Annotated in this window: 28 protein-coding genes; 10 read left to right on the top strand and 18 right to left on the bottom strand. The window is 52.7% G+C overall.

Going from position 1 to position 25,294, the window contains the following annotated elements; genetic code table 11:
- Positions 1–9 precede the first annotated feature (9 nt).
- Positions 10–1,134, bottom strand: a complete 1,125-nt coding sequence (locus M467_RS23035; protein WP_021066542.1) for a sensor histidine kinase — start codon at positions 1,132–1,134, stop codon at positions 10–12.
- 174 nt (positions 1,135–1,308) lie between these two features.
- Here M467_RS23035 and M467_RS23030 point away from each other — a divergent pair, with 174 nt between their 5' ends.
- Positions 1,309–1,950 (top strand): YigZ family protein, encoded by a 642-nt coding sequence (locus tag M467_RS23030; protein WP_021066541.1) that lies wholly within the window; start codon positions 1,309–1,311, stop codon positions 1,948–1,950.
- A gap of 41 nt (positions 1,951–1,991) precedes the next feature.
- Entirely contained in the window at positions 1,992–3,014 is a 1,023-nt protein-coding gene (locus tag M467_RS23025; protein WP_021066540.1) for an LCP family protein, read from the top strand.
- A gap of 48 nt (positions 3,015–3,062) precedes the next feature.
- Here the strand turns inward: M467_RS23025 and M467_RS23020 are convergent, their stop codons facing one another.
- The 5 genes from M467_RS23020 to M467_RS23000 all read right to left on the bottom strand — a co-directional run bounded on the left by M467_RS23020 (position 3,063) and on the right by M467_RS23000 (position 7,202).
- Positions 3,063–4,115: a glycosyltransferase family 4 protein gene (locus tag M467_RS23020; protein WP_021066539.1), complete on the bottom strand. Its 1,053-nt coding sequence runs from the start codon at positions 4,113–4,115 to the stop codon at positions 3,063–3,065.
- Between the two features lie 124 nt (positions 4,116–4,239).
- Positions 4,240–4,653 carry a Rok-like winged helix domain-containing protein gene (locus M467_RS23015; protein ID WP_021066538.1) on the bottom strand — a complete coding sequence of 138 codons (414 nt, stop codon included), beginning with the start codon at positions 4,651–4,653 and terminating at the stop codon, positions 4,240–4,242.
- Positions 4,654–4,871: 218 nt separating this feature from the next.
- Positions 4,872–5,537 (bottom strand): beta-phosphoglucomutase, encoded by a 666-nt coding sequence (gene pgmB / locus M467_RS23010; RefSeq protein WP_021066537.1) that lies wholly within the window; start codon positions 5,535–5,537, stop codon positions 4,872–4,874.
- Positions 5,538–5,737: 200 nt separating this feature from the next.
- On the bottom strand, positions 5,738–6,073 hold the full coding sequence (locus M467_RS23005) for an Asp23/Gls24 family envelope stress response protein (RefSeq protein ID WP_021066536.1): 336 nt from the start codon (positions 6,071–6,073) through the stop codon (positions 5,738–5,740).
- A gap of 73 nt (positions 6,074–6,146) precedes the next feature.
- Positions 6,147–7,202 (bottom strand): acyltransferase family protein, encoded by a 1,056-nt coding sequence (locus tag M467_RS23000; RefSeq protein ID WP_021066535.1) that lies wholly within the window; start codon positions 7,200–7,202, stop codon positions 6,147–6,149.
- A 276-nt stretch (positions 7,203–7,478) separates the two neighbouring features.
- Between M467_RS23000 and M467_RS22995 the strand changes: the two genes are divergently transcribed.
- Entirely contained in the window at positions 7,479–7,967 is a 489-nt protein-coding gene (locus tag M467_RS22995; RefSeq protein WP_021066534.1) for a hypothetical protein, read from the top strand.
- On the opposite strand, the gene M467_RS22990 is transcribed toward M467_RS22995, so the two are convergent.
- Both M467_RS22990 and M467_RS22985 read right to left on the bottom strand, forming a co-directional pair.
- The gene (locus M467_RS22990; protein WP_021066533.1) at positions 7,964–8,563 is read right to left on the bottom strand and encodes an alpha/beta hydrolase; all 600 of its coding nucleotides are present in this window, start codon (positions 8,561–8,563) and stop codon (positions 7,964–7,966) included. The two genes, M467_RS22995 and M467_RS22990, sit on opposite strands and share 4 nt — an antisense overlap.
- Entirely contained in the window at positions 8,560–9,504 is a 945-nt protein-coding gene (locus tag M467_RS22985) for a VOC family protein (RefSeq protein WP_021066532.1), read from the bottom strand. The genes M467_RS22990 and M467_RS22985 overlap by 4 nt, the downstream gene beginning before the upstream one ends.
- Before the next feature lie 117 nt (positions 9,505–9,621).
- On the opposite strand from M467_RS22985, the gene M467_RS22980 reads away from it, so the two are divergent.
- The 3 genes from M467_RS22980 (at position 9,622) to M467_RS22970 (ending at position 12,184) form a co-directional block, all read left to right on the top strand.
- Entirely contained in the window at positions 9,622–10,512 is an 891-nt protein-coding gene (locus M467_RS22980) for an ABC transporter ATP-binding protein (protein WP_021066531.1), read from the top strand.
- Complete coding sequence (locus M467_RS22975; protein WP_021066530.1) at positions 10,502–11,695, top strand: ABC transporter permease; 1,194 nt, start codon at positions 10,502–10,504, stop codon at positions 11,693–11,695. Before M467_RS22980 ends, M467_RS22975 begins: the two co-directional genes overlap by 11 nt.
- Before the next feature lie 63 nt (positions 11,696–11,758).
- Positions 11,759–12,184 carry a hypothetical protein gene (locus tag M467_RS22970; RefSeq protein WP_021066529.1) on the top strand — a complete coding sequence of 142 codons (426 nt, stop codon included), beginning with the start codon at positions 11,759–11,761 and terminating at the stop codon, positions 12,182–12,184.
- Between the two features lie 46 nt (positions 12,185–12,230).
- Here M467_RS22970 and M467_RS22965 read toward each other — a convergent pair whose 3' ends face one another.
- The 3 genes from M467_RS22965 to M467_RS22955 all read right to left on the bottom strand — a co-directional run bounded on the left by M467_RS22965 (position 12,231) and on the right by M467_RS22955 (position 13,680).
- Positions 12,231–12,437, bottom strand: a complete 207-nt coding sequence (locus M467_RS22965; protein WP_021066528.1) for a hypothetical protein — start codon at positions 12,435–12,437, stop codon at positions 12,231–12,233.
- Positions 12,438–12,493: 56 nt separating this feature from the next.
- Complete coding sequence (locus tag M467_RS22960) at positions 12,494–13,093, bottom strand: helix-turn-helix domain-containing protein (protein ID WP_021066527.1); 600 nt, start codon at positions 13,091–13,093, stop codon at positions 12,494–12,496.
- 86 nt (positions 13,094–13,179) lie between these two features.
- Positions 13,180–13,680 (bottom strand): PTS sugar transporter subunit IIA, encoded by a 501-nt coding sequence (locus M467_RS22955; RefSeq protein ID WP_021066526.1) that lies wholly within the window; start codon positions 13,678–13,680, stop codon positions 13,180–13,182.
- A gap of 206 nt (positions 13,681–13,886) precedes the next feature.
- Here M467_RS22955 and M467_RS22950 point away from each other — a divergent pair, with 206 nt between their 5' ends.
- Positions 13,887–15,581 carry a M3 family oligoendopeptidase gene (locus M467_RS22950; protein ID WP_021066525.1) on the top strand — a complete coding sequence of 565 codons (1,695 nt, stop codon included), beginning with the start codon at positions 13,887–13,889 and terminating at the stop codon, positions 15,579–15,581.
- Between the two features lie 245 nt (positions 15,582–15,826).
- Entirely contained in the window at positions 15,827–16,945 is a 1,119-nt protein-coding gene (locus tag M467_RS22945) for an acyltransferase family protein (RefSeq protein ID WP_081637923.1), read from the top strand.
- A 161-nt stretch (positions 16,946–17,106) separates the two neighbouring features.
- Here M467_RS22945 and M467_RS22940 read toward each other — a convergent pair whose 3' ends face one another.
- From M467_RS22940 to M467_RS22930, 3 genes are all read right to left on the bottom strand, one after another.
- The gene (locus M467_RS22940) at positions 17,107–17,997 is read right to left on the bottom strand and encodes an aldo/keto reductase (protein ID WP_021066523.1); all 891 of its coding nucleotides are present in this window, start codon (positions 17,995–17,997) and stop codon (positions 17,107–17,109) included.
- Positions 17,994–18,497 (bottom strand): cupin domain-containing protein, encoded by a 504-nt coding sequence (locus M467_RS22935; RefSeq protein WP_021066522.1) that lies wholly within the window; start codon positions 18,495–18,497, stop codon positions 17,994–17,996. The genes M467_RS22940 and M467_RS22935 overlap by 4 nt, the downstream gene beginning before the upstream one ends.
- Positions 18,498–18,578: 81 nt before the next feature.
- Positions 18,579–18,905: a winged helix-turn-helix transcriptional regulator gene (locus M467_RS22930; RefSeq protein ID WP_021066521.1), complete on the bottom strand. Its 327-nt coding sequence runs from the start codon at positions 18,903–18,905 to the stop codon at positions 18,579–18,581.
- 260 nt (positions 18,906–19,165) lie between these two features.
- Here M467_RS22930 and M467_RS22925 point away from each other — a divergent pair, with 260 nt between their 5' ends.
- Positions 19,166–20,368: an MFS transporter gene (locus tag M467_RS22925; RefSeq protein ID WP_021066520.1), complete on the top strand. Its 1,203-nt coding sequence runs from the start codon at positions 19,166–19,168 to the stop codon at positions 20,366–20,368.
- A gap of 10 nt (positions 20,369–20,378) precedes the next feature.
- Positions 20,379–21,326: an LLM class oxidoreductase gene (locus M467_RS22920; protein ID WP_021066519.1), complete on the top strand. Its 948-nt coding sequence runs from the start codon at positions 20,379–20,381 to the stop codon at positions 21,324–21,326.
- 50 nt (positions 21,327–21,376) lie between these two features.
- On the opposite strand, the gene M467_RS22915 is transcribed toward M467_RS22920, so the two are convergent.
- The 4 genes from M467_RS22915 to M467_RS22900 all read right to left on the bottom strand — a co-directional run bounded on the left by M467_RS22915 (position 21,377) and on the right by M467_RS22900 (position 25,256).
- Positions 21,377–22,222, bottom strand: a complete 846-nt coding sequence (locus tag M467_RS22915) for a pentapeptide repeat-containing protein (RefSeq protein WP_021066518.1) — start codon at positions 22,220–22,222, stop codon at positions 21,377–21,379.
- Positions 22,223–22,306: 84 nt separating this feature from the next.
- A complete protein-coding gene (locus tag M467_RS22910; RefSeq protein ID WP_021066517.1) occupies positions 22,307–23,560 on the bottom strand; it encodes a hypothetical protein in 1,254 nt (417 codons plus the stop codon).
- A 76-nt stretch (positions 23,561–23,636) separates the two neighbouring features.
- Complete coding sequence (locus tag M467_RS22905) at positions 23,637–24,065, bottom strand: CBS domain-containing protein (protein ID WP_021066516.1); 429 nt, start codon at positions 24,063–24,065, stop codon at positions 23,637–23,639.
- A 390-nt stretch (positions 24,066–24,455) separates the two neighbouring features.
- Entirely contained in the window at positions 24,456–25,256 is an 801-nt protein-coding gene (locus tag M467_RS22900; RefSeq protein WP_021066515.1) for an alpha/beta fold hydrolase, read from the bottom strand.
- Positions 25,257–25,294 lie beyond the last annotated feature (38 nt).

Below are 25,294 nucleotides of genomic sequence, written 5' to 3'. Positions count from 1 at the left end.
GTTCTTGTCTTACGTGATCGGAATCGACATACGGACGACCGTCCCTTTGCCGACTTCCGAATCAATGGTCATGCTTCCGTTCACAAGCTCGATCCGTTCTCGCATCCCAACGATCCCGAATGACTCTTCGCCAATCGAACTCGGCACGAATCCGACCCCATGGTCGCGTACATGAATATGTATCGCATCATGCGCTTGCTCGACGTTGACGATAATCTCCGCCGTCTTCGAATGTTTGATCGCGTTTTGGACTGCCTCTTGGACGAGCCGGAACACGTTGATCTCCAATCGTTCGGGGAGACGGGCCCGCGAGCCCCGGTAGTTGAGCCGGGTCTTGATGGCCGTGTACTCTTCCGTCTGATGGAGATAGCGTTCGAGCGTCGGCAAGAAACCGAGGTCGTCAAGCGACATCGGACGAAGGTCGTAGATGAGTCGCCGGACGTCGACGAGCGCGCCGCGGATGAGGCGTTTCAGCTCGTGCAGTTCGGCGAACGCCTCGTCTTTCCCCCGCTTGTCGTACGTCTTCTCGATCAAATCGGCCCGAATCAAGATGTGGGCAAGCGATTGCGCTGGTCCGTCGTGCATCTCACGGGCGAGGTGGCGCCGTTCGCGTTCGGCCGCCTCAAAGACGCTGATCGCCATCTCTTGCTTCTTCATCATGTCCGAATACTCTTGCTGCAGGTCGTCCCGCAGGAAGTTCAGCACGACGGAGACGCGGCTGACGAGCTTGTCGGCCCGCTCGATCGTGTCCTCGAGGATGAGCAGGCGGCGTTCGAGGTCGTTGCGACGCTGTTGGCCGGCCATCTCTTCCTTTTGGATGAGAAAACGCTCGAGCTGCATCTGGTTGGCGCGTTCGTACGCCTCCCGAATCTCTTGCTCGCTATGTATATGAAACTTCTTGCTCACTTGGACGAGTTTGTTCTTCGCCGCTTTCACGAGCAGGTCGAGCCGTTCCGACTCCTCGATGTAAAACTCGATCTTTTGCGTCAACTCTTTCAGTTCGTTCTGGATCAACGAATACTCGTTGGCCGAACTCTCGGTAATCCGGACGATCTCCTCTTTACTTTCCGTCACCGTATCAATCATATTTGTTATGATATGTTCTAAAGCTGTACGATCGGTAATATGATTCACGATGCCATCCCCTAATAATTCGGTAGTAAGTCCTCATCTATTCCTATTATCGTCTGCGGAACGTTCGTTTACAGTAAAACTTGGAGGCTCTCCTTCCATTTCGCCGCAACTGGCGTTGACGCCTACTTGAATTTTAAAAAAAATATTCAAAAATAGAAAGGAGAATTTTCAGAAATGTCTGCTGAACAAAATTATACTATAAAACAAGACGGAGAATACGAGGTCGTCATTCAAAAGTCAAAATTTATCGCCCACTTCAAACGCGTGACGTCCGAGGACGAGGCGCAGGCGTTCATTCAAGCCATCAAAAAGGCGCACTGGAGCGCCAACCACAACTGTTCGGCCTATATCATCGGCGAACGGAACGAGTTCCAAAAAGCGAACGATGACGGCGAGCCGAGCGGAACGGCCGGGCTGCCGATGCTCGAGGTGCTCCGTAAACGCGAGTTGAAGGACACGGTTGTCGTCGTCACCCGCTACTTCGGCGGCATCAAGCTCGGCGGTGGCGGACTCATCCGCGCCTATGGCGGCACGGTGAGCGAAGGGCTCGACGCGGTCGGCATCGTCGAACGCATCCCGATGCAACGGTTGACGCTCACGGTCGATTACGGCTGGATCGGCAAGGTCGAGAACGAGCTGCGGCAATCGTCGTACCTTCTCGACGACATCGTCTACGCGGACACCGTCACGTTCCACATCTCGGTGCCGGTCGAGGAGACCGAGGCCGCCCTCGCCTGGCTGGTCGATTTGACGAACGGCCAAGGAGGACTCGAGACCCAGGACCAACGTATCATCGAACGTGATTTTGTGCGGTAGGTCACGTATACTAAAGGAAACGAATGAAATGAGGAGACGACATGGAACAAGACTCCCGCAAGAAACGTCCCGTGTGGAAAATCGTACTGCTCGTGCTCGGCCTCGTCTTACTGATCGGCGGGTCGGCCTTCGGCTACTTCGTCTATAAGGCGAACGAGACGGCGGAGAACACGAACAGCGAACTGACACGGGGGGACAAGTCGGACCGACGTGAAGAGACGGTCGATTTGACGAAAGATCACTTCTCCGTCTTACTCGCCGGTGTCGATGGCGGCGCCTCGCTCGAAGAAGGACGGACCGACTCGCTCATGGTGGCGACGTTCAACAAGGAATCGCGCCAAGTGACGCTCGTCAGCATCCCGCGCGACTCGTATGTCGACATCGTCACGACCGATGGCGAGTTCAAGGACAAGATCAACCACGCCTACGCTTACGGTGGCATCGACACGACGATCGCGACGGTCGAGAAGCTGTTCGACATCCCGATCGACTATTACGCGACGATCAACTTTGATGGCATCGAGGATCTCGTCGATGCGGTCGGCGGCGTCGAGGTCGATGTGCTCGTCCCAATCTCCGGGCGGGCGACCGGCAACGTCGAGCTCGAACCGGGCGTCCAGACGCTAGACGGCAAGGAAGCGCTCGCCTACGCGCGCATGCGCAAAGACGACCCTGAAGGCGACGTCGGACGGGCGAAACGTCAACAGCAAGTGCTCGAGGCCATCATCAACGAGGCGACGACGATCAATTCGTTCACGAAGCTAAACCGGATCATGAATGCGGTCGGCGATAACATCCGAACGAACATGTCCCTCTCCGAGGCGTCCCAGCTGCAGCCGTACACGAAGTCGCTCCGCTCGTTCAACCAGGAGACGCTCGCAGGCGGCGACTTGACGCTCGGCGGCGTCTACTATTACGAGCTCGACCCGGCCGACTTGAGTGAGAAGCGCTCGCTCTTGAAGACCGAGCTCGGCCTCCCGCTCACGGCGGAAGATCGTGACAACGGGACCGGCGACGGTTTGAATGAAACAGAAGACGGTTTCAGCGAAACGACGACCTACTGACCAAACAAAAGCCCAAGGACACGATGTCCTTGGGCTTTTGTTGATGCTTCATGTCTTCGGTCGTCCGAGCAGACGCCGGGACGTCTGGATAATCGGCTTATAGTTCGGGTGAATCAACTCGGTCGACTCGACGATCAGCTCGATGACGATCAGGACGATGACGAACGTGATGATGGCTCCGAGCATCGTCGTCTTCGCGAACAGAATCGAGGCGATGCCGAAGAAGAACGTCATCCCATACATGAGCAGGACGGCTTGCCGCGTCGTGAAGCCCATATCGATCAACTGGTGATGCATATGCGACTTATCAGGCGACATCGGCGGACGCCCTTGCACGAGCCGACGGACGATCGCAAAAATCGTGTCCGAGATCGGCAGACCGAGCAAGAGGACCGGGACGACGAGCGAGAACAGCGTCACGTTCTTGAATCCGATCAAGGAGAAGACGGCGAGCATATAGCCGAGGAAGAGCGCCCCGGTGTCGCCCATGAATATCTTCGCTGGATAGAAGTTATGGACGAGAAAGCCGAGCGTGCTCGCCAGGAGCAACAGCGCCATCATCGTCAAATAAACGTTCCCTTGGATGATTGCGAGCAGCGCGATCGTCCCGAGGGCGATGCTCGAGACCCCGGCGGCGAGTCCGTCGAGACCGTCGATCAAGTTGATGGCGTTCGTGATGCCGATCAGCCAGAGCACCGTCACCGGGATGCTCCACGAACCGAGATACAGCTGTTGGTCGAACGGCAGGTTAATCAATTCGATGCGCATGCCTGAGTTCAAGACGATGACGGTCGCGATCATCTGGCCCATCAGTTTGACGCGGGCCGTCAGTTGGAAGCGATCATCAATCAAACCGGTCAACAGGATGACGACCGCCCCAATCAAGATGGCATCGTTATAACGGCTCGTCGGCAATAGGAGCGCATAGCCGATAAAGAAAGCGATGAAGATGGCGAGGCCGCCGATCCGTGGCATCGTCCGTAAATGTACTTTTCGGGCGTTCGGGTGATCGACCGCTCCGATCAGAAAAGCAAACCGGCGAACGAGCGGCGTGATTAAGATGGCCATCACAAAACTGACCAACATGGCAATCCATAACATGGGCCAACGTTCCTCTCTCATAAAAAAATAGACTCTGGCGAATTATAGCATATTTCCCGTGAGGCGAGACGTATCAGAAATGTTACAACAAAAAATCCCGACGAGTGAATCTCGTCGGGTCTGGTCAGGCGTGGGCCGGGTGCGTCGTCACGTCATCCGTGGCTTCGTATGTATATAACCCGCGTCCTACTTTTTTGATGTCAGGATTGACGGACTCGATTTTCACCATTAGCTGGTAAATATTGCTAATGTGGTGACGATAACGCAACTCGAGCTCCATTTGAATGTCCCGCACGCTCATCGTCTTCCGTTCCTTCAACAGGTCTGTTACCTGATGGACATAGACCTCGAGCGGATAACGTTGATTGACGCGACGTGGGCGCATTCGTTTTGACGGATCGAGTAGCGATTCTTCTTCCCGCTTGTTCCGGTTCAGTTCCGAAATCAAATACTCGGCCCTGCGTTGCAGCTGGCGATACGACTCTTCGATCTCCATCAGTTCCCGATAAATATTTTCATTCACGTTTGTAGATTCCATGCACAAATCCTCCTCTACACCTAATTGATGTTCCCCATCACCCAAATTCATCAATTATTACCAGTTATTACTTGTTCCCATATAAAAGTGTAACGGTTTTGTAATGTACTTGTCATCTATTTTTAGGCATTTCTATCTATTTTAGGTCTTTTGGACCAACACAAAAAGATGACGACTGTTCGGGGCAGTCGTCATCTCACGGAAGATGATCGTAGTCTTTACGCGCCGACGCGTTCGAGGATGCGTGCGAGCGAGAGTTCATCGGTCGAAGAAACGATGAGGTCTGCATGACCGAGCATCGACTCTTCCCCGACGGCGACAGCAAACATGTTTGCCGCTTTGATTGCAGTTACGCCTGCAGCTGCGTCTTCAACGCCGATGGCATGTTCGGGTTTCACGCCAAGGGCAGAGGCAGCCTTCAAAAACACTTCGGGATGTGGTTTTGATTCGGCGACAGTTGCTGCATCGACAATGTGATCGAAGTAATGACGGACACCAAGTGCGTCTACGACCGCGAATGCGTTTTTAGAAGCCGAAGCCATTCCGATTTTGAGACCAGCCTCTTTAATTTCATCGAGGAATGAAATGATGCCCGGCAACAAGTCGGCTGAAGAGATGTGTTGAATGAGTTCAACGTAATGCTCGTTCTTCTTCTGTGCGAGTTCCGCTTTTTCATCCGGTGTGAAATCGTCCTGTCTTCCACCGAGCGCGAGGATGCGCTCGAGCGAGTCCGTCCGACTCACGCCTTTTAGCGTCTCATTGAACTCGCGGTCAAACGGAATATCGAGCTCTTCTCCAAGTTGTTTCCAAGCGAGGTAATGGTACTCCGCGGTGTCAGTGATGACACCGTCCAAATCAAAAATGACTGCTTCAATCGTCGACATACATGCTTTCCGCCTTTCCTTCTAATGCTTCTGTCGTCAGACTACATTAAGGGAACTTGACAAGTACCCGTTGCACGATTGGTCATTGATGCAAACGGTTGCACTTGTTCGATTTCTATTATAAATGAAAAAGCCATCATCATGCAACCGCTTTCGCAAAAAAATAAAAAAGCAGGAGAAGCAGGTGCTTCTCCCACGACTTATAATTGGATTCCGACGACTTTCACGTTCACCGATAACGGTGTCATGGCAAGCATCGTGTCCATGTCTTGCGTGATGCGTTCTTGCACGGCCGTCACCGTCTTGACGATCGATTGACCGTACGCGATGTAAAGTGACAAGTTGATTGTGACGCCTTCTGACGACTCGTCGACTTTGACATGCTTCATGAGCGCGCGCTCTGACAATTTCGTATCTTCTTGTGTGAACGACACGTATTTCGTCTCTTTGACCGCGACAGCGGCGATCATTTCCACGACGTGGCGTGAGACGTTGACGTCTCCTTCAGTGCTGTGCATTCCATTTTCGTATGGCATGGTGTCACTTCCTTAACTCTAGTTTCGCTTCCCATCTTAAAGTGTAGCGGAAAACCGCCATTTAGAAAAGGGTTTACGATTTCACGTCCTTCACATCTTGGGCACGGCGAACGTCGATTTCGACGAGCGGCTTCAACAACTTGACGACCGGTGGGCTGATAATGACCAGGACGATCAAGAAGGCGACGCCGAACAAGACGAGCAATTGGAGCCACGACGTCGGCATGAAACCGGCTGGGATGAACGCCTTCCAGGCGACGACGAGGAAGACGTGCACCAAATAGACGTAGAGACTATACTTCCCGGCCCGGGTGAACACCGGCAGTTCACGCCCTGGAATCATCAAGGCGAAGCTGATCGCCATAAGAATCGACACCGTGTAGACGATCAAGAAAGCGAACGGCCCGCTCCAAATCGCCTCCGGCACCGCCGATTCATAGGCGAACCGGAATTTGAACAAGTTACCGATATGATAGAACGTACCCTCCTGTTGGAAACTCATCGAGGCGAGCAGCCCGAGCGTGAGCGTCGTGAAGACGGCAAAACCGCCAATTCGGTAACGGTTGCGTTGCTCGGCCCGCTTCGGCAATTCAAAGAAGTTCAACGTGTTCCGTTCGCTCATCCAGTTCCCGATCAAGAAGAACGGATAGAACATGATGACTTTTCGGAGCGCGAAGAACCCAGTCGACTCAGCTTGGAAGCCGAACAGGAGCGCGAACAAGAGCGCGAACAGCACGTATCCTTTCAATTGTGTCACGTACGGGGTGATGACGTACCAGATGATAATCGCCATCAAATACCAGAGCGCCCAATACGGCGTCAAGATGTTCAGTGCAGGGTTCTCGAGTGATAAGAGCGGGATGCCCTCGGTGAAGGCGAACCACGAGCCGAGAATCACTTGCCAGATGACGTAGACGACGAACAACTGGATGACGCGCAAATAACGGTTCTCCCGGAAGAAGTAACCACTCAACATGATGAACAACGGCATGTGGAACGTGTATAAAAATAAATAGACCCATTTTGGCAGGATGTCGTCATACGCGCCGCGCACGTCGGTCAACAAGTGACCGAACACGACGAGCAAGACGAGCACGCCTTTAATATTATCGTACCAATGATTTCGCATGTCTTTCCCTCTAGTTCTGATTAGTTTTCTGATGTTCTCTCTTTTTTGCCTCATCCATCATAGCCGATTTTTTGAGCCGGCGAAATTACGATTCCACAAAAAAATGATGACGTCACTGTCATCATTCCCCGGATTTGCCCTCCGCAAGCCGAAACGTCAAGAAATCTTCAAGCTAGAGCACGTTTCGCGCGTATTCAAATAGACGAGAGTGGGTACAGTATAGTATAGTAGTCTTACTAAATAATCAGAATATTCTAATAAAAGGAGGTGTGGAGAATGGCTTCCGTCATCCGTAACCGTCATCATATGGTGCATGACCCGAAACGTTCATTCTCTAACTTCGGATTTTGGTGGTTCACCGGCGCCTTTTCCGTCGGACTGCTCATCGTCGCCTTCGAACCCATCCGGGAACGATTTACCGCCATCCATCCGATTCTGTCTGTCCTGTCGTTCGTGTTCATCTCGTTCTTCATCGGTGTCGCCATGAAGCTCGCCCGGGACGTCTGGTGGCTCAATTACTTGCTTGAGCGCACGTCGAACCGGTATATGTACATCGGCGCGGATACGCTCCGCGGTTGGCAGTACACGCTCGACTCCATCTGGTTATTGACCCGCACGTCACAAAAAAAGCTCGGCCGATTGTATATCCAAATCGACCGAACCGTTCGTTCTGAAGAGGCGAAACGTCTGTTCGCCGCCTATTTGATTGATCGAGGTGTGCTCGTCGTCTATTCGAGACCACCGAAACCGAAGAAGATGGCTTAACCGAGGAACGGTTCTAGCCATGCCCGAGCTGCCTCGACTTCTTCCATGCGCAGCTCGTGCCCACCTCCGTGATAGAAGAGTTCGACGTCCGCTCCGGCACCCCGTAGCGTCGACGTGAGCTCTTCTGTTTCTGTTTTCGGGCAAATCGGGTCACGCTCCCCGGCCGAGATGAACACGTTCGCACCAGCGAGGTCCGGTAACGTGAGCGAGCGGTCCGGGACCATCGGGTGGAACAAGAGCGACGCGTGGAATGCGTTTTGTCGGTACAGCGCCGAGCCGATCAAGTTGGCGCCGTTCGAATAACCGAGCGGAATCATCTTGTCCCGGTCAATGCCGTACTCTGTCGTGGCGTCATCCAAGAACGTCAAGAACCGTTCCGTCTGTTTCTTCAAGTCCTCGAGGTCGAGGACGCCTTCCGCGTGACGGCGGAAGAAGCGAGACATGCCGTTCTCGAGGACATCCCCGCGTAGCGTCAAAATGTTCGCCTCCGGGGCGAGGATTCGAGCGAGCGGAATCAAGTCCTGTTCTGTCCCTCCTGTTCCGTGCAATAAAACGAGTGTCGTCTCGGTCGTGCCTTTGATGAATTGATGAATCATGTCATGTCTCCTCTCGGGATTGTAATCGTCGGTAACGTGCGAGTGATCGCCTCGCGGTCTTGTTCGAACCAAGCCGGAAGTTTGAGTGTCGAGCCGAGGCCCTCCAAGCTCTCATCGATCAAAAAGCCAGGGGCGTCGGTCGCCAGTTCATGAAGAATCCGGCCGCCGTCATGGAAGTAGACCGAGCGGAAATAATGACGCTCTTTCACTTCGGTCGGGCGTAGCCCGAGCTCGAAGATGGCGTCTTGCCATGAGGCATAGTCTTCCCCATCATTGATGCGCCAGGCGATATGATGGACCGTCCCCGAACCAGGAAACCCGTTCGGCAGGATGGTCTTTTTCACGTCGATGACGTTGCCGTAGTCGGCCGTCGCCTCAAGGCGAATCCATTCTGAATCTTCCCCTACCGTCTCAAAGCCAAGCAGCCCCGTCAACAGGCGAACCGTCGCCTCCGGGTCTTTCGACAACAACGTCGCCCCGGCAAAACCAACAATCGCCTCGCGTGATGTCACGCCCGGCACGACCCAACTTGTCTGTTTCGTACTGGTCCGGGCAACAAGCTCGACGACGAGTCCGTCCGGGTCTTCAAACAGGAGCGACGGCTCGCCGAAGCGCTCGGTCGCGACCGTACCGACGCCATGGTCGTTCAATCGTTTCTCCCAGAACAACAGACTGCCTTCCGGGACGAGATAGGCCGTGACCCCGACCTGTCCGCTGCCGACGCTACCTTTGCCGATCCCAGGGATTGGGAAGAACGTGATGACCGTCCCCGGCGCTCCTTGCTCGTCCCCGAAGTAGAGGTGATACGTGCCCGGGTCGTCGAAGTTGACCGTCTGTTTGACGAATCGAAGTCCGAGGACATTCCCATAAAAATCTAATGTACGTTGTGGGTCTTTCACCATCGCCGAGATGTGATGGATACCCGCTGATTGCTTCGTCATGTCATGTCCTCCTTTTTATTATCTTGATTTCAAGATAAATCATTTTTGAAGAAATGTGAAACTTTTTGCTCAACATGGCGTACGCTACTAGTAGACACCTATAAGGAGGTACATTCTATGACGTTACAAATTGATCGTGTCTCGAAGCAGTTCGGCGACTTCACGGCCGTCGACGACTTGAGCTTTCATGTCCCAAAAGGCGAGATGTTCGGGCTGCTCGGGGCGAACGGCGCCGGTAAGACGACGACGTTCCGCATGATTCTCGACATCCTCAAACCGAGTGCCGGGACGATTACGTGGGACGGCCGCAACGTCGATCATCGCATCGTCGGCTATTTGCCGGAAGAACGGGGCCTTTATCCGAAGTCACCCGTCCGTGACCAGCTCGTCTTCTTGGCTAGCCTGAAAGGCATGCGGCAGGCCGAGGCGAAGCGGGCCGTCAAGACGTGGCTCGAACGGCTCGAGATCCCTCAGTATGAGACGATGCGCGTCGAACAACTGTCAAAAGGGAACCAACAGAAGATTCAACTCGTGGCCGCCCTGCTCCACAACCCGGAACTGCTTATTCTCGATGAACCGTTCAGCGGGCTCGACCCGGTCAACGTCGAGATTTTAAAACGTGAAGTGCTCGCCCTCCGTGACGCCGGGACGACAATCGTCTTCTCCAGTCACCGGATGGAACACGTCGAAGAGCTGTGCCAACATATCGGCATTTTGAAAGGCGGCCGTGCCGTCGTCAGCGGCGACGTCCCGACGATCAAAACTCGTTACGAGGAGCCGGTACTATTCATCGAGACCGATCGCCCGGACCTGCTTCAAGCCCTCCCGGTCGTCCGGGCGGTCGAACCACATAAGGACGGCCATTTCGTTCGGCTCGACTCGTTCGACGACAGCGATGCGGTGCTCGGTGCCCTCGTGGCGAACGGGGCCGCCATCAAGACGTTCATGCGCCAGCCCGTCTCATTAAACGACATCTTCATCAAGGAGGTCGGCCAACATGTTTCATAACTTCGGACCACTTTACTCGTTCACGTTACGCTCGAAACTGCGCTCGAAGGCGTTCCTCATCTCGACGCTGTTGACGATTCTGTTCATCTTCGGTTTCACGAACATCGACCGATTGCTCGCGAATTTCGAGGACACAGACCAGGCGCAAGCCATCCTCGTCACCGACAATAATGAACTGACGACGCTCATGCAGTCGCTCGGTTATGAGGACATCGAATCGTCCGCGATCTCCGAGTCCGAAGCGCGCGCTGGGCTCGATAACGGCGACTATGAGATCGTCGCCTTCATCGAAGGGGATTCGGCCCGCGTTTTATCGGAACGGCCGGAACCGGATTTCACGACGGTGTTACAGACGGCGCTACGCGAAGTCCGGAACGCCGAACTGATTGAGGCGTCGAACATCGATCCGACCGTCCTCGCGGCGTTGAATGAGCCCGTGACGGTCGAGGAATCGTATCTCGGCCGCGGCGGAGAGAACTCGGACGAGCTGTTCTCGTCGTTCGCCTTCGTCTACGTCATGCTCATGTTGCTCTACGTCTCGATTATCACGTACGGGTCGATGATTTCGACCGAGGTCACGACCGAGAAATCGTCGCGCGTCATGGAGCTCATCATCTCGACGACGCATCCGGTGACACACATGCTCGCTAAAATCTCGGCCATCGGGACACTCGCCCTGCTCCAAATCGCCATCTTCCTCGGCTTCGGTTACTTCAGCGCCCGCAGCAACGAGATGGCCCAGTCGGTCATCGACAACGCCGGCAACGTCCGCGCCGTCGTCTATCTGTTGACGTTCTTCACGCTCGGCTATCTGCTCTATGCGGCCATGTTCGCCGTGCTCGGCTCGCTCGTCAGCCGGGTCGAGGAGTCGCAACAAATGACGATGCCGGTCATCATGCTCCTCGTCGCCGGGTTCCTCGCCGCCATGTTCGGTTTGAACAATCCGGAGGCACCGATTGTCACGATTCTGTCGTACGTGCCGTTCTTCACGCCGATGCTCATGTTCCTTCGCGTCATGCTCGTCGATGTCCCAGTGTGGGAAGTCGCGTTATCAATCGGTATCATGATTGCCACAATCGGTGTGATTTTGTGGGTCGGCTCGAAATTTTATCGCGGCGGCGTCTTGTTCTACGGCAACAATGCGATTAAACAATGGCGACAAATATTACAGAATCGACAATAACGTTTACAGCATTTTCGTTTTCGTATACTCTAAAGAATGTGCAAAATGAGGAGGAAACGAACTATGCGATCACGATTACTCGCAGCTTTAATCTTTACTTTCATGACGACGCTCACGACGTTCATCTGTTATACCGTCTTCTTGGACGCCGATGCGCTGTGGCAAATCTTGCTCGCATACGCAGGAAGCACGTTCCTCGGGACGCTCGCTTTTTGGTATCCGGTCAGCCGGCGTCCGGAGACGTCGCGATTCGGCGGCGCGTGGATCGGCATCTTGATCACAGCGACGACGCTCATCGGATTCACCGCGATCCGCTTCACCGTTCGTGGTGACGCCGCGTCCTTACTCGACTGGCAGACGATGCTCGCGAGCCTCGCCTACACGTTCGGTTACGTCGGCTGGGTGCTCACGATTCTCAATATCGTGCTCGGCTTCCTACTTGCCGGGACACGACCGAAAGTACGCTACGACGCGCGCATGGCGCGTTAATACCCACACGAGGAGCCAAGACAAAACGTCTTGGCTCCTTTTGTATTTATCCTTTGCTCTGCTCCCTTCCAATTTGCTGATGATATAACATCGACGCATCAAGTAGTTCATCAAGTTTAAGGGTTAGCATCATTTTTTCTCGTTTACTTAATTTCTGTCCATAAAACATCAAATCTCTAAATTCACTATCCGCACTTCGATAACTTTTACCTAATTGCTCCCTAGTGCTTTTCATTGTTTCCACCATCTCCATATCTATACCTCCTCCCTAACTAAATTAAAAAAACACGAACTTTTAGTCCGTGTTGTTCACTGCAATTTATACGATTTATCGACGACCCCGAACTCCGTGTATTGGAACGAGTTGTCGACGAACTGGTCCGGTACGAGCTGCTCGATATAGCGAGCGAACGGCACAATCCGATGCGTCGGTTCGTGCGAGCGTCCCAGGTCGAGCACAGCATCGACGAGCGCCTCGAGCGCATGATGTGACGTCGGTTCCTCGTCTTCGGCGAAGATGCGACGGAGTTCTTCCTCATGCATCAGGTCAAAGATGCGCATACGCGCCTCGAGTTGCCGCTGCATGTCCTCGGTCGACTTGCCGTGCATCGCCTCGTCGTAGGCGAGCTTCATCTGTTCGAGCTCCGGGACCGTCCCTTTCATGAGCACTTTGAGCGATTCACCCGTCCAAATATGGCGGGCCAAATAATTCGCGTCGATCTTGAGCGCCTCGGCGAGCGCCTCTATGTAAGGCATCGTCGGGTAGACCTCACTCAGTTCGGTCCGGCGAATAAAGTACGGAGCGACGCCGATGCGATCGGCGAGCGCCTCGACCGAGATGCCAGCCCGCTCACGTAAAATTCGAATCCGATCCCCATAACCCCGATACGGTGCGTTCTTTCCATCCATGTGTCTCTCCCCCTCTCTTTTTAGTATAGTTCCCGAATCCATAAAAAAATACTCGGAAGCGTATGCCTCCGAGTAAAATCTTCAACTTATTTTTTCGTCAATTCGACGACTTCTGTAGAACCGGCTGTGACCGTGTCGCCTTCAGCAACGAGTTTGTTCACGCCGAAGCTGTCGTGGTTCGTGATGATCACCGGTGTGATCGTCGACGGCGCGTTCGCTTTGATGAAGTCGAGGTCGAAAGTGACGAGCGTATCGCCAGCTTTAACTGCTTGACCTTCTGTCACGTGCGTTTCGAACCCTTCACCTTTAAGGTTGACTGTGTCGAGACCGATGTGAATCAAGTACTCGGCACCGTTGTCAGCGTTAATGCCAATCGCATGTTTTGTCGGGAAGACAGTCGCGATTGTACCGTTGACCGGTGAGACGACTTTGCCGTCTGTCGGTTCGACGGCGATGCCGTCACCCATCATCTTTTGCGAGAACACTTGGTCAGGAACGTTCGTGATGTCAATGACCTTCCCTGTAAGCGGTGAAACCGCGTTAAGTTGTTCTTCTTTACCACCGAATAGTTTTTTAAAGAATCCCATAGCTTAATCCCTCCAACATGTTCTGTTAATCAAAGTCTTAGCTTTTATACCCGAAAAGCTTCCTCTTCAATCCCTACCCTATAAACGGTATAGTTGTAATAAGGTAGTGCGAATTCGTTTACACATCGTAAGAATACGAGTGTGCAATCGCTTTTGCAAGCCCTTTTTACACTTTATAAAAATTTCACATGATGGAGGCGCTTACAATGACGACTTTCACAAAATTGTCATATGAACGGCCCGACTTGGACGCTCTAAACAGCCGATTGTCGGACTATTCAGTCGAATTGCAACAAGCGAGCACACTCGAGGAAGCGAACGAATTGATTCGCCAAATCAACCAGGAACGGAACGAATTCGAGACGCAAAGTCAGCTCGTCTCGATCCGCCACTCGATCGACACGCGCGATGCGTTCTATGAGGCCGAGCAGACGTTCTTTGACGATGCCTTGCCGGTGTACGAAAAAGAAGTGCAGGCGTATTATCGCGTTTTGACCGAGCACGACCTACGCAGCCACCTCGAACAGGAATGGGGCAGCCAGTTGTTCGAACTTGCCGAGCGCGCGCTCAAGACGTTCGAAGAGTCGCTCATCCCGAAACTGCAGGAAGAGAACCGATTGGCGACCGCTTATCAGAAAGTCATGTCAGCGGCCCAAATCGAATTCGACGGCAAGACGCTCAACTTGTCCCAATTCGGCCCGTATCTGCAATCCCCTGACCGTTCGGTGCGAAAAGCGGCGTCCGAGGCCCGTTATACATATCTCGCCGACAACGGGGACGAACTCGACCGCATCTACGGCGAACTCGTACGCGTCCGGACCGACATCGCTCACGCGCTCGGCTTCCCGTCGTTCGTTGAGCTCGGTTACGCCCGGATGCAACGTGTCGGCTATGACGAGTCGAAAGTCGACAACTTCCGCAAACAAGTGCGCGACGTCATCGTCCCGCTCGCGACGACGTTAAAAGAGAAGCAAGCGAAGCGGATCGATGTCGATGCGCTCACGTACTACGACGAGTCGTTCGTCTTCCCAGATGGCAACGCGACGCCACAGGGTGACGAGGCGTTCATCATCGAAGGCGGGAACACGATGTACCGTGAACTCTCGAAAGAGACGGACGAGTTCTTCCAATTCATGCAACAGCGCGGCGCCCTCGATCTTACGGCGAAACCGGGCAAGGCCGGAGGCGGCTATTGCACGTACCTCCCGTCTGAAGGTCTCCCGTTCATCTTCTCAAACTTCAACGGGACGGCCGGCGATATCGACGTGCTCACGCATGAGGTCGGTCACGCCTTCCAAGTGTACGAGAGCCGTCACTTGACGACGCCGGAATATGCGTTCCCGACATACGAGGCGTGTGAAATTCACTCGATGTCGATGGAGTTCTTCTGCTGGCCATGGATGGAGCTGTTCTTCGGCGATCAAGTCGACAAGTACAAGTTCAATCACTTGGCCGGAAGCATCACGTTCTTGCCGTACGGTGTCCTCGTCGATGAGTTCCAACACGTCATCTACCGCAACCCAGGAATGACGGCCGCTGAACGTCGCCAGGCATGGCGCGACCTTGAGAAGGTATATCTCCCGCACCGCGACTATGAGACGAACGACTATCTCGAGTCAGGCGCTTGGTGGCACCAACAAGGACACATCTTCCAGAGCCCGTTCTACTATATCGACTACACGCTCGCGCAAGTGTGCGCCTTCCAGTTCTGGGTGCGCATGCATGAGGACCGTGAGGCAGCGTGGAGCGACTATCTCACGCTCTGCCAAGCCGGCGGCAGCCGCTCGTTCCTCGAGCTCGTCGAATTGGCTGGACTCAAGTCACCGTTCGAGGACGGCGTGTTGAAACAGACAGTCGGACAGATTGAAGATTACCTGTTGAAACATCCGCTCGCAAACTGATTCAATATAAAAAGCGAATTGGTATGGGTTCGAATGCCAAACAGGGTTAAGTAGCAATCGGGCTACCTAATCCTGTTTTTTTGTTTTCTGTTTTTTAGATTTCTACACATATCGTTCAAACGTGTTATCACTAAAATAAATTAGAACTTTTTTCTAGCCCGTGATACATTACAGAGGTGAAAAAAACAAATCGTATTCTGATTGCCCAGACAAAAAATGGTTTACGATTTATCATTGCGAGGTGAATGATTCAGTTGCTGAAATTAAGCTATTTAGACGCTCTAAGAGGTTATGCGATTCTCGGAGTGATATTGACACATACGACCCGGAATTTTAACGGGTCGATCCCTGAAATGTTATATCAATTCGGTATTCAAGGTTCGCGTGGCGTACAACTTTTTTTCATTGTAAGCTCGTTTACCTTATTTTATTCCCTAGAAAAATATTCATTCAATCGTACATTCGCTTTACCCGACTTTTATATAAAACGCTTCTTTCGTATTGCGCCTATGTTTTATTTCGCCTTACTTTTTTATTTGTTGTTTAATCTGGTGAACGATTTATTGGGCATCTACTCTAACTATCCAGATGTGTCATTGTCGCTCCTACTATCGACAATTACTTTCACGACCGTCCTACACCCTGATTGGTTGTTTAGCCTCGTTCCCGGGGGCTGGTCGATTTCTAACGAATTTTTATTTTATCTATGCATCCCCGTTCTGTTTAAATGGATTAGGACGCCGCGTCAAGCAAGTATTTTCACCATTTTCTCAATTTTAATAGGTATGATCTTGCATGTATCTTTAAAAAATATGCTTCCGTTCTCAGAAGTGACAAGTTATTTATTTTATTGGTTCCCGAACCAACTATCTATTTTCTTGATGGGAATCACTACGTACTACATTTGGAAAAAGTATAAAGTCAGCCCAAACACCTACCATGCCATTTTGTTAGTCGCAGTGCTAGGTATTCTTGTGTTAAGCCTTACGCCTTTCGAGATGATATCCATTTTGCCTAAACACGTATTATTTGGTATTGCTTTTTCACTGTTGGCATTCGGCTTATCTGGCTTACCTAATCATATTCTTAATAACCAATTCATGCAGTTTATCGGTACCATCAGCTTTAGTATTTATTTAGTCCATTTTTTTGTGTTGGACATGGTCAACCACTTGTTATTTGATAAATTAGAACAGTCATTTGCGCCGCTGAATGCCCTTCTAATCATATTTTTGATTACATTTTTCTTATCAGTCTTGATATCTTTTGTGTCCTATCGCCTTATCGAATTACGCGGGATTCAAACAGGGAGGAAACTCATCCAACAGCTGAATCAAGGTCGTAAGAAAAAGAATGTCGCATGACTCCGTTTGGCTTCAAATGTCGATTTGAACTTAACTAAATGAGACAACATAATTCAAGAGACTGATGATAAAAAAGGCCATCGGGTGCGACTTGTTCGCGTCCGATGACCTCTTCTCATTTTTTAAAATAGAAAATCAGCTAGCTATATTCTATTTTCGTTTTAGATGATATCTAACGGTTCTTTCCCACTCGGTGGCGGGAACGCCTCGTCGAGCGCGTTGAGGTCGTCCTCGCTCAAATTGAGCAGCATCGCGGCCCCGTTCTCTTCGACATGGGCTTTTTGGCCCGCTTTCGGGATGGCGATGACGTGACCGCTCCGCACCGTCCAAGCGAGGAGGATTTGGGCCGGCGTCACGCTGTACGCCTTCGCGATCCGGTTCACCGTCTCATCCTCAAAGATGTCCGCTTTCACGTCGCTGCCTTCCGCGAGCGGCGAATACGCCATCATCGGGATGCCCTGCTCCTGTAAGAACGGCAACAAGTCATACTCGACACCGCGGCTGCCGAGGTGATATAGCACTTGGTTGACTGCGCAATGCTTCCCGTTCGGCAACGCGAGCAGTTCTTTCATGTCGTCGACATCGAAGTTCGAGACGCCCCACGCCCGAATCTTTCCGTCCGCCTTCAACTGCTCGAGCCCATCGACCGTCTCCTCGAGCGGGATGTTCCCGCGCCAATGGAGCAGATACAAGTCGAGGTAATCGGTGCCGAGTCGCTTGAGCGTCGCGTCACATGCTTGGACGAGCTTGTCGCCCCCGGCGTTATGCGGATACACTTTCGAGACGAGGAACACGTCTTCGCGTCGGTCTTGAATCGCTTCGCCGACGAGCGACTCCGCTTTCCCTTCCCCGTACATCTCGGCCGTGTCGATGAGGTGTAATCCGCAGTCGAGTCCCGTCTGGAGCGCCTCGATTTCAGCGTCCCGTTTCGATTCGTCATCCCCCATGCGCCACGTGCCTTGCCCGAGGACACGTACCTCGTGACCGTTCGGTAGTTTGACGACGTGTTGTTTCAACGCTGCCAAGATCAAGCTGTGTGGAATTCGATTCATGTCATCTCCTCCTTCGTCCATTGTTCATGTAACGGCCCGGTCGTCCCGAAGACGGGATCGGTGGCCGGCTTGTCGACTTGTTCGATACGCAGCACACTGTCCGGCCGCTCTTCTGGTTTCCCCGTCAACGTGTCGTAGTCACGACCTTCCGGATACGCGCCGACGATGGCGAAGTCCGCACTCGCCTCGAGACGGCGATGTCCCGTCCCGGCCGGTAAAATCAAGACGTCCCCCGCTTGAAGCGAGACGAGGTCTCCTGTCGCACCACCGAGCTGGACCGTCGCCCGGCCCGACTTCACACCGAGCACTTCATGCGTGTTGCTGTGATAGTGATGATAATCGAACACCCCGTTCACCCAGCTGTTGCCCCATCCGTTATGTTCGAACGTCGCCTGTATACCGTCCGTCTCGTCGAACACACCTCGGTATAACAACACCGGAAAATCTGGATTGTTCGGGATTGAGCCGTCGTCTTCAAATCGATATGTCTTCACATCCATATTGTCCCCTCCTTTGTCTCTAGTGTCTGTACCCGACATGAGACAACAAAAAACGGCTGCTCGGCATGAGCAACCGTTTCGTCAGGAGATGACGTCTTCCCCTGTCTGTTCAATATGTCCTTCGCCCCAGGCACACATCGCATCCAAAATCGGTTGGAGCGACCAGCCGTAGTCGGAGAGGGAATAGACGACTTTCGGCGGGACTTGTTCATATACCGTGCGGATGATGACCCCGTCCGCCTCGAGCTCGCGCAATTGTTGCGTGAGCATTTTTTGCGTGATGTTCGGCATGAGCTTTTTCAATTCGCTCGTCCGGCGTTCCCCTTTGATGAGATGACACATAATGACGACTTTCCATTTGCCGCCGATGACGTCGAGCGTCGCCTCGACCGGGATGTTGTATGGCATAAAGGTTCCTCCTTATGGACCGGGATAGGTACTTTTCGGTGCCTATCGTACTTGAAAGTGCGTACTTCCCAACTGGTTTCGATGGACTTATGATAGCAACTGTAGCCCAACAATACAAGTCCATCTGGCCAGTAATCTCCTCTTGAGACAGTAAGGTTCTTTTTTGACCGTACTGAACGAAATGGAGGATGGCAGAGACTTAGGCTACTTCGAGACGAAGGGCCCTCGTCTTCCCAACCCAACTTTAGGAGGAACTACTCATGAATCAACCGTATAAGCAGCCTGTCGACGAACAGGCACCTAAAAACGGAGGGCTGGCGCTGCTCGCCCTCGCCATCAGCGCTTTCGGCATCGGCACGACCGAATTTGTCCCGGTCGGATTGCTCGCCTCGATCGCCAGTGACTTAAATATCGGCATCACGCTCGCCGGACTCATCATCTCCGGTTATGCCATCGGCGTCGCCGTCGGTGCGCCGATCCTGACGGCACTCACGAACCGGATGAATCGCAAGACGTTGCTCATGGCACTCATGGTCGTCTTTATCGGCGGGAACTTGGTCTCTGCCCTGTCGACCAGCTTTGAACTGTTGATCGCCGCCCGATTCATCACCGCGTTCGCACACGGTGTCTTCTTCTCCATCGGGGCCACCATCGCCGTTCAACTCGTGCCGCCTCATAAAAAAGCGAGTGCGATCGCACTCATGTTTACCGGTTTGACCGTCGCGACCGTCACTGGCGTCCCGCTCGGCACGTTCATCGGCCAAGCATTCGGCTGGCGCGCCACGTTCTTCGCCGTCGCCGCACTCGGAATCGTCTCGATTATCGCCAGCTTCTTCTTGATTCCGAAAGATTTGAAACAGTCACCACCCGCGAAGTTCTCCGATATGAAGAAACTGCTCACGAACGGTCGCATCCTACTCGGCTTCTTGATCACCGCACTCGGTTATGGTGGAACGTTCGTCGCCTTCACGTACTTGACACCAATCATGCAGGACGTGACAAAGATCAGCCCAAACTTGATCAGTATCGTCCTACTCGTTTACGGTATCGCTGTCGCCATCGGCAACTGGGCGGGCGGGAAGTTCGCCAATGAAGATCCGGCCAAGGCGTTGTTCTATATGTTCATCGTTCACGCCGCCGTCATGATCGTCATGTCGTTCATGATTCCGTTCAAAATCGCGGGTCTCATCGCCATCGTCATGATGGGACTGCTCGCCTTCATGAACGTACCAGGACTTCAACTATATATCGTCCAATTGGCTGAAAAATATGTTCCGGCCGCGGTCGATGTCGCGTCGGCGCTCAACATCGCCGCCTTCAACATCGGCATCGCGCTCGGTGCGACCATCGGTGGCCTCGTCGCCGACTCGATCGGTCTCGTCCACACCCCTTGGGTCGGTGGCATCATGGTCATTCTCGCTGTCATCTTGACCGCCGTCTCACGTCGTTTGGAAGCGAACTAAGGAGGAACTTATGTTCAATAATCACAAAAGCTACAATCGGATGTATCGGGAGGGCGAGCTCACGCTCGGCCTCCACATCCCGTTAGAAAATTTCAAGATGCGTACCCCGACGCTCGAGCGTCAAGTCGAGCTCGCTCAAAAAGCAGATGACTATGGCTTCACGGCGCTCTGGCTTCGGGACGTATTACTGAAAGACCCGAACTTCTTGGATCCGGCCGTCGGACAAATCTATGACATGTTGATTTACGGGACACACTTGCTCGGTCAGACGAAACGCATCGCCCTCGGCACGTCCGCCCTCGTCTTGCCGCTCCGCCATCCGCTCCGTTCGGCGAAAGAAGTCGCGACGATTGAAGCGTTGTTCCCAGAACGTTTGATTCTCGGCATCTCGTCCGGTGACCGTCGAGCCGACTTCAAAGGACTCGGGGTCGACCATACGACACGGGGCGAGCAGTTCAAAGAGTCGCTCCGTATCATGGAGCAGGCGCTCTACCACAACTATCCGACCATCGATTCGTCGTACGGCGAGGTCCATGAGGCGACGCTCGTTCCCCGTCCGAAAAAACGCATCCCGACGATGATCACCGGGTTCGCGCAGCAGGAAATGGACTGGCTCGGGCAACACGGGGACGGGTGGATGTATTATCCGCAGGCCCCATTCGCCCAACAGCAAGTGCTGAACGATTGGCGCGAATCAGGTCAGACGCATGGAAAAGGGTTCCGTCCGTTCTCGATGCCGATGCATCTCGATTTGGCGCACGATCCGGACGAGCTTCCGACTCCAATCCGGCTCGGCTTCCGTGTCGGTCGCAATCAGTTAATCAAACTGCTCGAGGCGTATCGGGCCATCGGCGTCAATCATTTGTTCTTCGCTTTGTTCGACGGAGAGCGTCCGGCCGACGAGGTCATCGAGGAGCTCGGGGAATATGTGCTCCCCCATTTCCCACCGCTTTCGTAAACTCCAGGTATTCAAAAAGACGACTTCCCCCGCGGAAGTCGTCTCTTGCGTTACAGCCAATGGCCCGGTCGCGTGTAAACGGGTGCCAGTCTTGTATGCCGGTCCCCTTTCATCGCGTTCACTTGCATCTGTGTCAAAAACAGACTATCGGTCAACGTTGCTCCTCGCACGTCCAAATCTCGCACGTCGGCCCCCATGAAATCGACATAGGACAGGTCTTTCCCACGTAAGTTAGCACCAATCAACAAGGCGCCTCGATAACACGTTCCTCTCACGTCATGCTGACTCACGTTTCGACCAATTAAATCGGCCCGGTCTTGCTCATGTCGTGACGTCAACGTCTGGCCGTCCTGTTTCAATCCTTCCGCACGTATGTGCTGACTGAGTCGGACGAACAACGGGCGGGCTTGTTGTCGGAATGCCATCAGCGCCGTCCCGGTCAACTGTTCAGGCGGCAACTCACGGAAAGCCAGTAGCTCTCCCAATAACGTCTCGAATAACCGAGCATCGTGTCCAGGGATCTCCCGGGTCAGGATGTCAGTGATGTAGAGCAACAGCTCATGGACTTGGCTCATGATTGGTACCGTCGCAAACATACGCGCGCCGTCCACGTCCCCCTCTCGCCAGCTTCGTCCGTGAAACGTCACTTGTGACACGAACTGCCCGGCCCCGAGACAGTCGTACACCGTACATCCTTTGAAGCCCCGCTCACGCAGTTCGGAATGGATATTGCAGGCATACGAATCTGCCAAATGGACACAAGGCTGTCCTGCGGGTTTATCAATGGGGAAATCCTCAGATTTCAAGTAGTGGAACGCCACACAACAGAGACCGAAACAATTCGCACAATCCGGTTTGAGCGATTCACGCAGCATATGCAGATCGGGCATCGCCATCCATTGTCACTCCTTCCTTGTATGTCTTGACTCTATACGTACAAGTATAAGGAATGTCCCTATTTTTCCATAGCCTTTATTCAATCAATTAGCGTTGCCTTCATCCTTTTCCCCATAAAGCAGTTGCTCCCTCGTTCGCCTTTTCTGCTCTGCCTCGGATATTTCTTCGTAAAGCGCAATCACGGCATCGAACGAGCTTTCGACGTCGATGCGTTGTTCCAGCAGGTGATCAATATAGAATCCGTGACGCAAATTTTCAAGGTGGAGCTCCGCTGTTTGATGGAACATCATCTCAAACTGTTCTTTTGCTCTTTGAATCTCGTCATGCGGTTTCCGATCCGTTAAAAGCCGCTGGTCAAAAGGGTCTGTTGAATGAATGAGCTCGTCCCACGCTTCCGGTGACAGTCTGGCTTTCCAATAATCATAGCCCGATTCAAAACGTTGCAACGGTCGACCGGATGGAAACGACTTTTCGGCATATGCTTCGTACAGTTTTTTCCAATGTTCGAAAAACCAATTGATCATCGCCATGTCCCAGTCCATGAATATCTCCGACTTATCATGTTCGACATATTGGACCCTTCCGCCCTTGTACGTCACCTCATAACGAATCGTCCCTTGAATGGAATCGTCGCGATAAAACATGTCATCACGATACCTCATATCATCTAAATCGAGGTCTGCCGGCTTCTCATACGCTTCGACTGCACTCGCAAGCGATTGGACCGCCCCTGTCGTCAGATCGGTGAACGTCACTTCAATCCGCTCGATGGTTCGAGGTGTCTCCAGAATCCCTTCGTTGTAGCAGACGGCCAATACGAGCGGTCGTAGGCTGTCCGTCGAATCAGGAATGACAATCCATTCATTCAGCAGCGGGTCGTGGTAATAACCTTCTTTGATCAATGCTTTTGTGTTGAGGGCATCATTTTCAATAATCTTATATAGCAGAATATCGAGGTCTTGAATTTCACCGTATGGGATCATCCCATAGAAGTTCTCTTCTATCTCGTCACCCGTCCGGAAGTCTCGACCACTGCGCCACTCCAAGACAAAACGCCATCGCTCGACGAGCCACCATACCCACTCACCGCCGCTCATAACGGTTTGCCATTCATTCCGTTCATGGGCGACCCACTCGTCTTTATCGTACGAGACGGACTGAGAGGTCCCATCTTGGTAGCGGACCTGATAGGTGAAGATGCCATGTAACGTGTCTCGGTGAAGCAAAGAATAAGCCGATTCATTCATAAACAACATGAAATCGATAAAGTTCACTGCTTCCTCAGACCCTACCTCTTGAAACCATAGTTCAATCGATTCAATGACTCGTGCTTCCATCTATAGCTCGCCTCCCCGTTGCTTGTACTCACACATACAAAAACCAACCTGCTATCACACAGGTTGGTCCATTCGTTCAGTTCACTTTATTCTCGAGCTGTTGCAACTTCGTCGAGTAGTACTCGATGATGTCGCGGCGCCGGATGATACCGATGAAATACTTCCCGTCATCGACGACCGGCACGAAGTTTTGATCCGTGATCGCATCGACGAGCTCCTCGATTTGCGCCGTGATGGCGACCGGCTTATACCGTACGCGTTGCTTGATATCTTTCAACCGTGTCCGGAGCACTTTTTCGTAGTCTTCTTCCCCGCGAAGCTGTTCGGCGAGTGCCCAGAGTAAATCCCCTTCTGTCATCGTCCCGGCGTAAAAGCCGTTCTCGGATACGAGCGGCACCGAGGTGAAGCGATGATGCTTCATCTTCTCGAGCGCTTGACGCACCGTCGATTCCGGGTCTAAATATTTGACGTCTTCTTTCGGATATAAAAAGAAAGCGATATTCATGTACAATCTCTCCTCAATCTAAAAATCCACCTCTTCATTGTACCATGTATTAGGGTCTAGTCAGCACAAATTGACCATCTAATCTGCATCTGTTCTGTCAAAAGGAGGTTCATTTCATTTTTCTGATGAAGCGTTTCCAGACAAGCTATTCGCATTGTGTGACAACACACAAACAGGCACGGCCCGGAACGGCTTCTACAAAGCCAATCTTGACCGTGATTCAAACCTCTTGTCTCACATATATTGTTGACCAATCTAAACGAAATCACCCGAAACGGCTTCACTGTAGCTATACCCGACTAGAAGTCATTCTAGCCTCAAAAACCGTAACAAACATGCTACAGATGGCCATCAAAAAAAGCCTAGGAACGTCCTAGGCTTGTCACACACTCAAATAAATTCGAGCAACGTCTTGTTGAACTTGTCCATCTCGTCGAGGACGGTCCCATGACCGCTCTCCTCAAATCGCTCGATGCGAGAGTTCGGGATGCCTTTTTCCATCTCGAGCGCGAACTCGAACGGACAGATCTTGTCGTGCACGCCATGGATGATGAGCGTCTCGACATTCACTTTCGGCAAGTCCTCACGCAAGTCTTCATCACGGAGTGCTTTCGCCGAAGCAATCGTCCCGTGACTCGACGCGACGAGCGAAAGATGATGGAACCAGTTTTGCATCGGTTTCGAATGTTCTTTCTCGAAGAAAATCTCACCGAACCCTTCGAGCATCTTCGGTCGGTCTTTCAACGTGTCCTCAATCAACGCATCGACCTCAGCTTGCGTCATACCGTACGGATAGTCCGGACGTTGCGTGAACACTGGTGCCGCAGCACCTGACAGGACAAGTTTCTTCAGGCCGTCATCCGGGAAGTCGACGGCGTAACGGATGGCGATTGCCCCACCCATCGAGAAGCCGACGAGTGTGAAATCTTTGATGCCAAGCCCGTCAACGACCATGTGCACGTCCGACGCCATCGTCGCATAGTCATAACCTGTCGCCGGTGCATCCGACTTGCCGTAGCCACGATAGTCGATCCCGACGTAACGGTAGCCTGCTTCGAGCAACGCATTCTTTTGATACTCGAACATGTTGTTGTTTGCCGGCCAGCCGTGCAAGAATACGACGGCATCGCCTGTCCCGACGTCTTCCACGTAAATACTCGTTCCATCATGTGCTGTAATATAGTTCCCCATTGGTCAAAACCCCCAGTTGGATTGTTGAGCGGCGTGCG

The organism is Exiguobacterium chiriqhucha RW-2 (assembly GCF_000416965.1).
Taxonomy (GTDB): Bacteria; Bacillota; Bacilli; order Exiguobacteriales; family Exiguobacteriaceae; genus Exiguobacterium; species Exiguobacterium chiriqhucha.
The sequence above is the reverse complement of the archived record's forward strand: the minus strand, read 5'-3'. Positions and strand labels throughout refer to the sequence as shown.

What these genes read in the sequence shown, in the direction of transcription:
- M467_RS23030 (WP_021066541.1), top strand. Translation starts at nt 1,309, where the DNA reads ATGTCTGCTGAACAAAATTATACTATAAAACAAGACGGAGAATACGAG.
- M467_RS23025 (WP_021066540.1), top strand. Translation starts at nt 1,992, where the DNA reads ATGGAACAAGACTCCCGCAAGAAACGTCCCGTGTGGAAAATCGTACTG.
- M467_RS23020 (WP_021066539.1), bottom strand. Translation starts at nt 4,115, where the DNA reads ATGTTATGGATTGCCATGTTGGTCAGTTTTGTGATGGCCATCTTAATC.
- M467_RS23015 (WP_021066538.1), bottom strand. Translation starts at nt 4,653, where the DNA reads ATGGAATCTACAAACGTGAATGAAAATATTTATCGGGAACTGATGGAG.
- pgmB (WP_021066537.1), bottom strand. Translation starts at nt 5,537, where the DNA reads ATGTCGACGATTGAAGCAGTCATTTTTGATTTGGACGGTGTCATCACT.
- M467_RS23005 (WP_021066536.1), bottom strand. Translation starts at nt 6,073, where the DNA reads ATGCCATACGAAAATGGAATGCACAGCACTGAAGGAGACGTCAACGTC.
- M467_RS23000 (WP_021066535.1), bottom strand. Translation starts at nt 7,202, where the DNA reads ATGCGAAATCATTGGTACGATAATATTAAAGGCGTGCTCGTCTTGCTC.
- M467_RS22995 (WP_021066534.1), top strand. Translation starts at nt 7,479, where the DNA reads ATGGCTTCCGTCATCCGTAACCGTCATCATATGGTGCATGACCCGAAA.
- M467_RS22990 (WP_021066533.1), bottom strand. Translation starts at nt 8,563, where the DNA reads ATGATTCATCAATTCATCAAAGGCACGACCGAGACGACACTCGTTTTA.
- M467_RS22985 (WP_021066532.1), bottom strand. Translation starts at nt 9,504, where the DNA reads ATGACGAAGCAATCAGCGGGTATCCATCACATCTCGGCGATGGTGAAA.
- M467_RS22980 (WP_021066531.1), top strand. Translation starts at nt 9,622, where the DNA reads ATGACGTTACAAATTGATCGTGTCTCGAAGCAGTTCGGCGACTTCACG.
- M467_RS22975 (WP_021066530.1), top strand. Translation starts at nt 10,502, where the DNA reads ATGTTTCATAACTTCGGACCACTTTACTCGTTCACGTTACGCTCGAAA.
- M467_RS22970 (WP_021066529.1), top strand. Translation starts at nt 11,759, where the DNA reads ATGCGATCACGATTACTCGCAGCTTTAATCTTTACTTTCATGACGACG.
- M467_RS22965 (WP_021066528.1), bottom strand. Translation starts at nt 12,437, where the DNA reads ATGGAGATGGTGGAAACAATGAAAAGCACTAGGGAGCAATTAGGTAAA.
- M467_RS22960 (WP_021066527.1), bottom strand. Translation starts at nt 13,093, where the DNA reads ATGGATGGAAAGAACGCACCGTATCGGGGTTATGGGGATCGGATTCGA.
- M467_RS22955 (WP_021066526.1), bottom strand. Translation starts at nt 13,680, where the DNA reads ATGGGATTCTTTAAAAAACTATTCGGTGGTAAAGAAGAACAACTTAAC.
- M467_RS22950 (WP_021066525.1), top strand. Translation starts at nt 13,887, where the DNA reads ATGACGACTTTCACAAAATTGTCATATGAACGGCCCGACTTGGACGCT.
- M467_RS22945 (WP_081637923.1), top strand. Translation starts at nt 15,827, where the DNA reads ATGATTCAGTTGCTGAAATTAAGCTATTTAGACGCTCTAAGAGGTTAT.
- M467_RS22940 (WP_021066523.1), bottom strand. Translation starts at nt 17,997, where the DNA reads ATGAATCGAATTCCACACAGCTTGATCTTGGCAGCGTTGAAACAACAC.
- M467_RS22935 (WP_021066522.1), bottom strand. Translation starts at nt 18,497, where the DNA reads ATGGATGTGAAGACATATCGATTTGAAGACGACGGCTCAATCCCGAAC.
- M467_RS22930 (WP_021066521.1), bottom strand. Translation starts at nt 18,905, where the DNA reads ATGCCATACAACATCCCGGTCGAGGCGACGCTCGACGTCATCGGCGGC.
- M467_RS22925 (WP_021066520.1), top strand. Translation starts at nt 19,166, where the DNA reads ATGAATCAACCGTATAAGCAGCCTGTCGACGAACAGGCACCTAAAAAC.
- M467_RS22920 (WP_021066519.1), top strand. Translation starts at nt 20,379, where the DNA reads ATGTTCAATAATCACAAAAGCTACAATCGGATGTATCGGGAGGGCGAG.
- M467_RS22915 (WP_021066518.1), bottom strand. Translation starts at nt 22,222, where the DNA reads ATGGCGATGCCCGATCTGCATATGCTGCGTGAATCGCTCAAACCGGAT.
- M467_RS22910 (WP_021066517.1), bottom strand. Translation starts at nt 23,560, where the DNA reads ATGGAAGCACGAGTCATTGAATCGATTGAACTATGGTTTCAAGAGGTA.
- M467_RS22905 (WP_021066516.1), bottom strand. Translation starts at nt 24,065, where the DNA reads ATGAATATCGCTTTCTTTTTATATCCGAAAGAAGACGTCAAATATTTA.
- M467_RS22900 (WP_021066515.1), bottom strand. Translation starts at nt 25,256, where the DNA reads ATGGGGAACTATATTACAGCACATGATGGAACGAGTATTTACGTGGAA.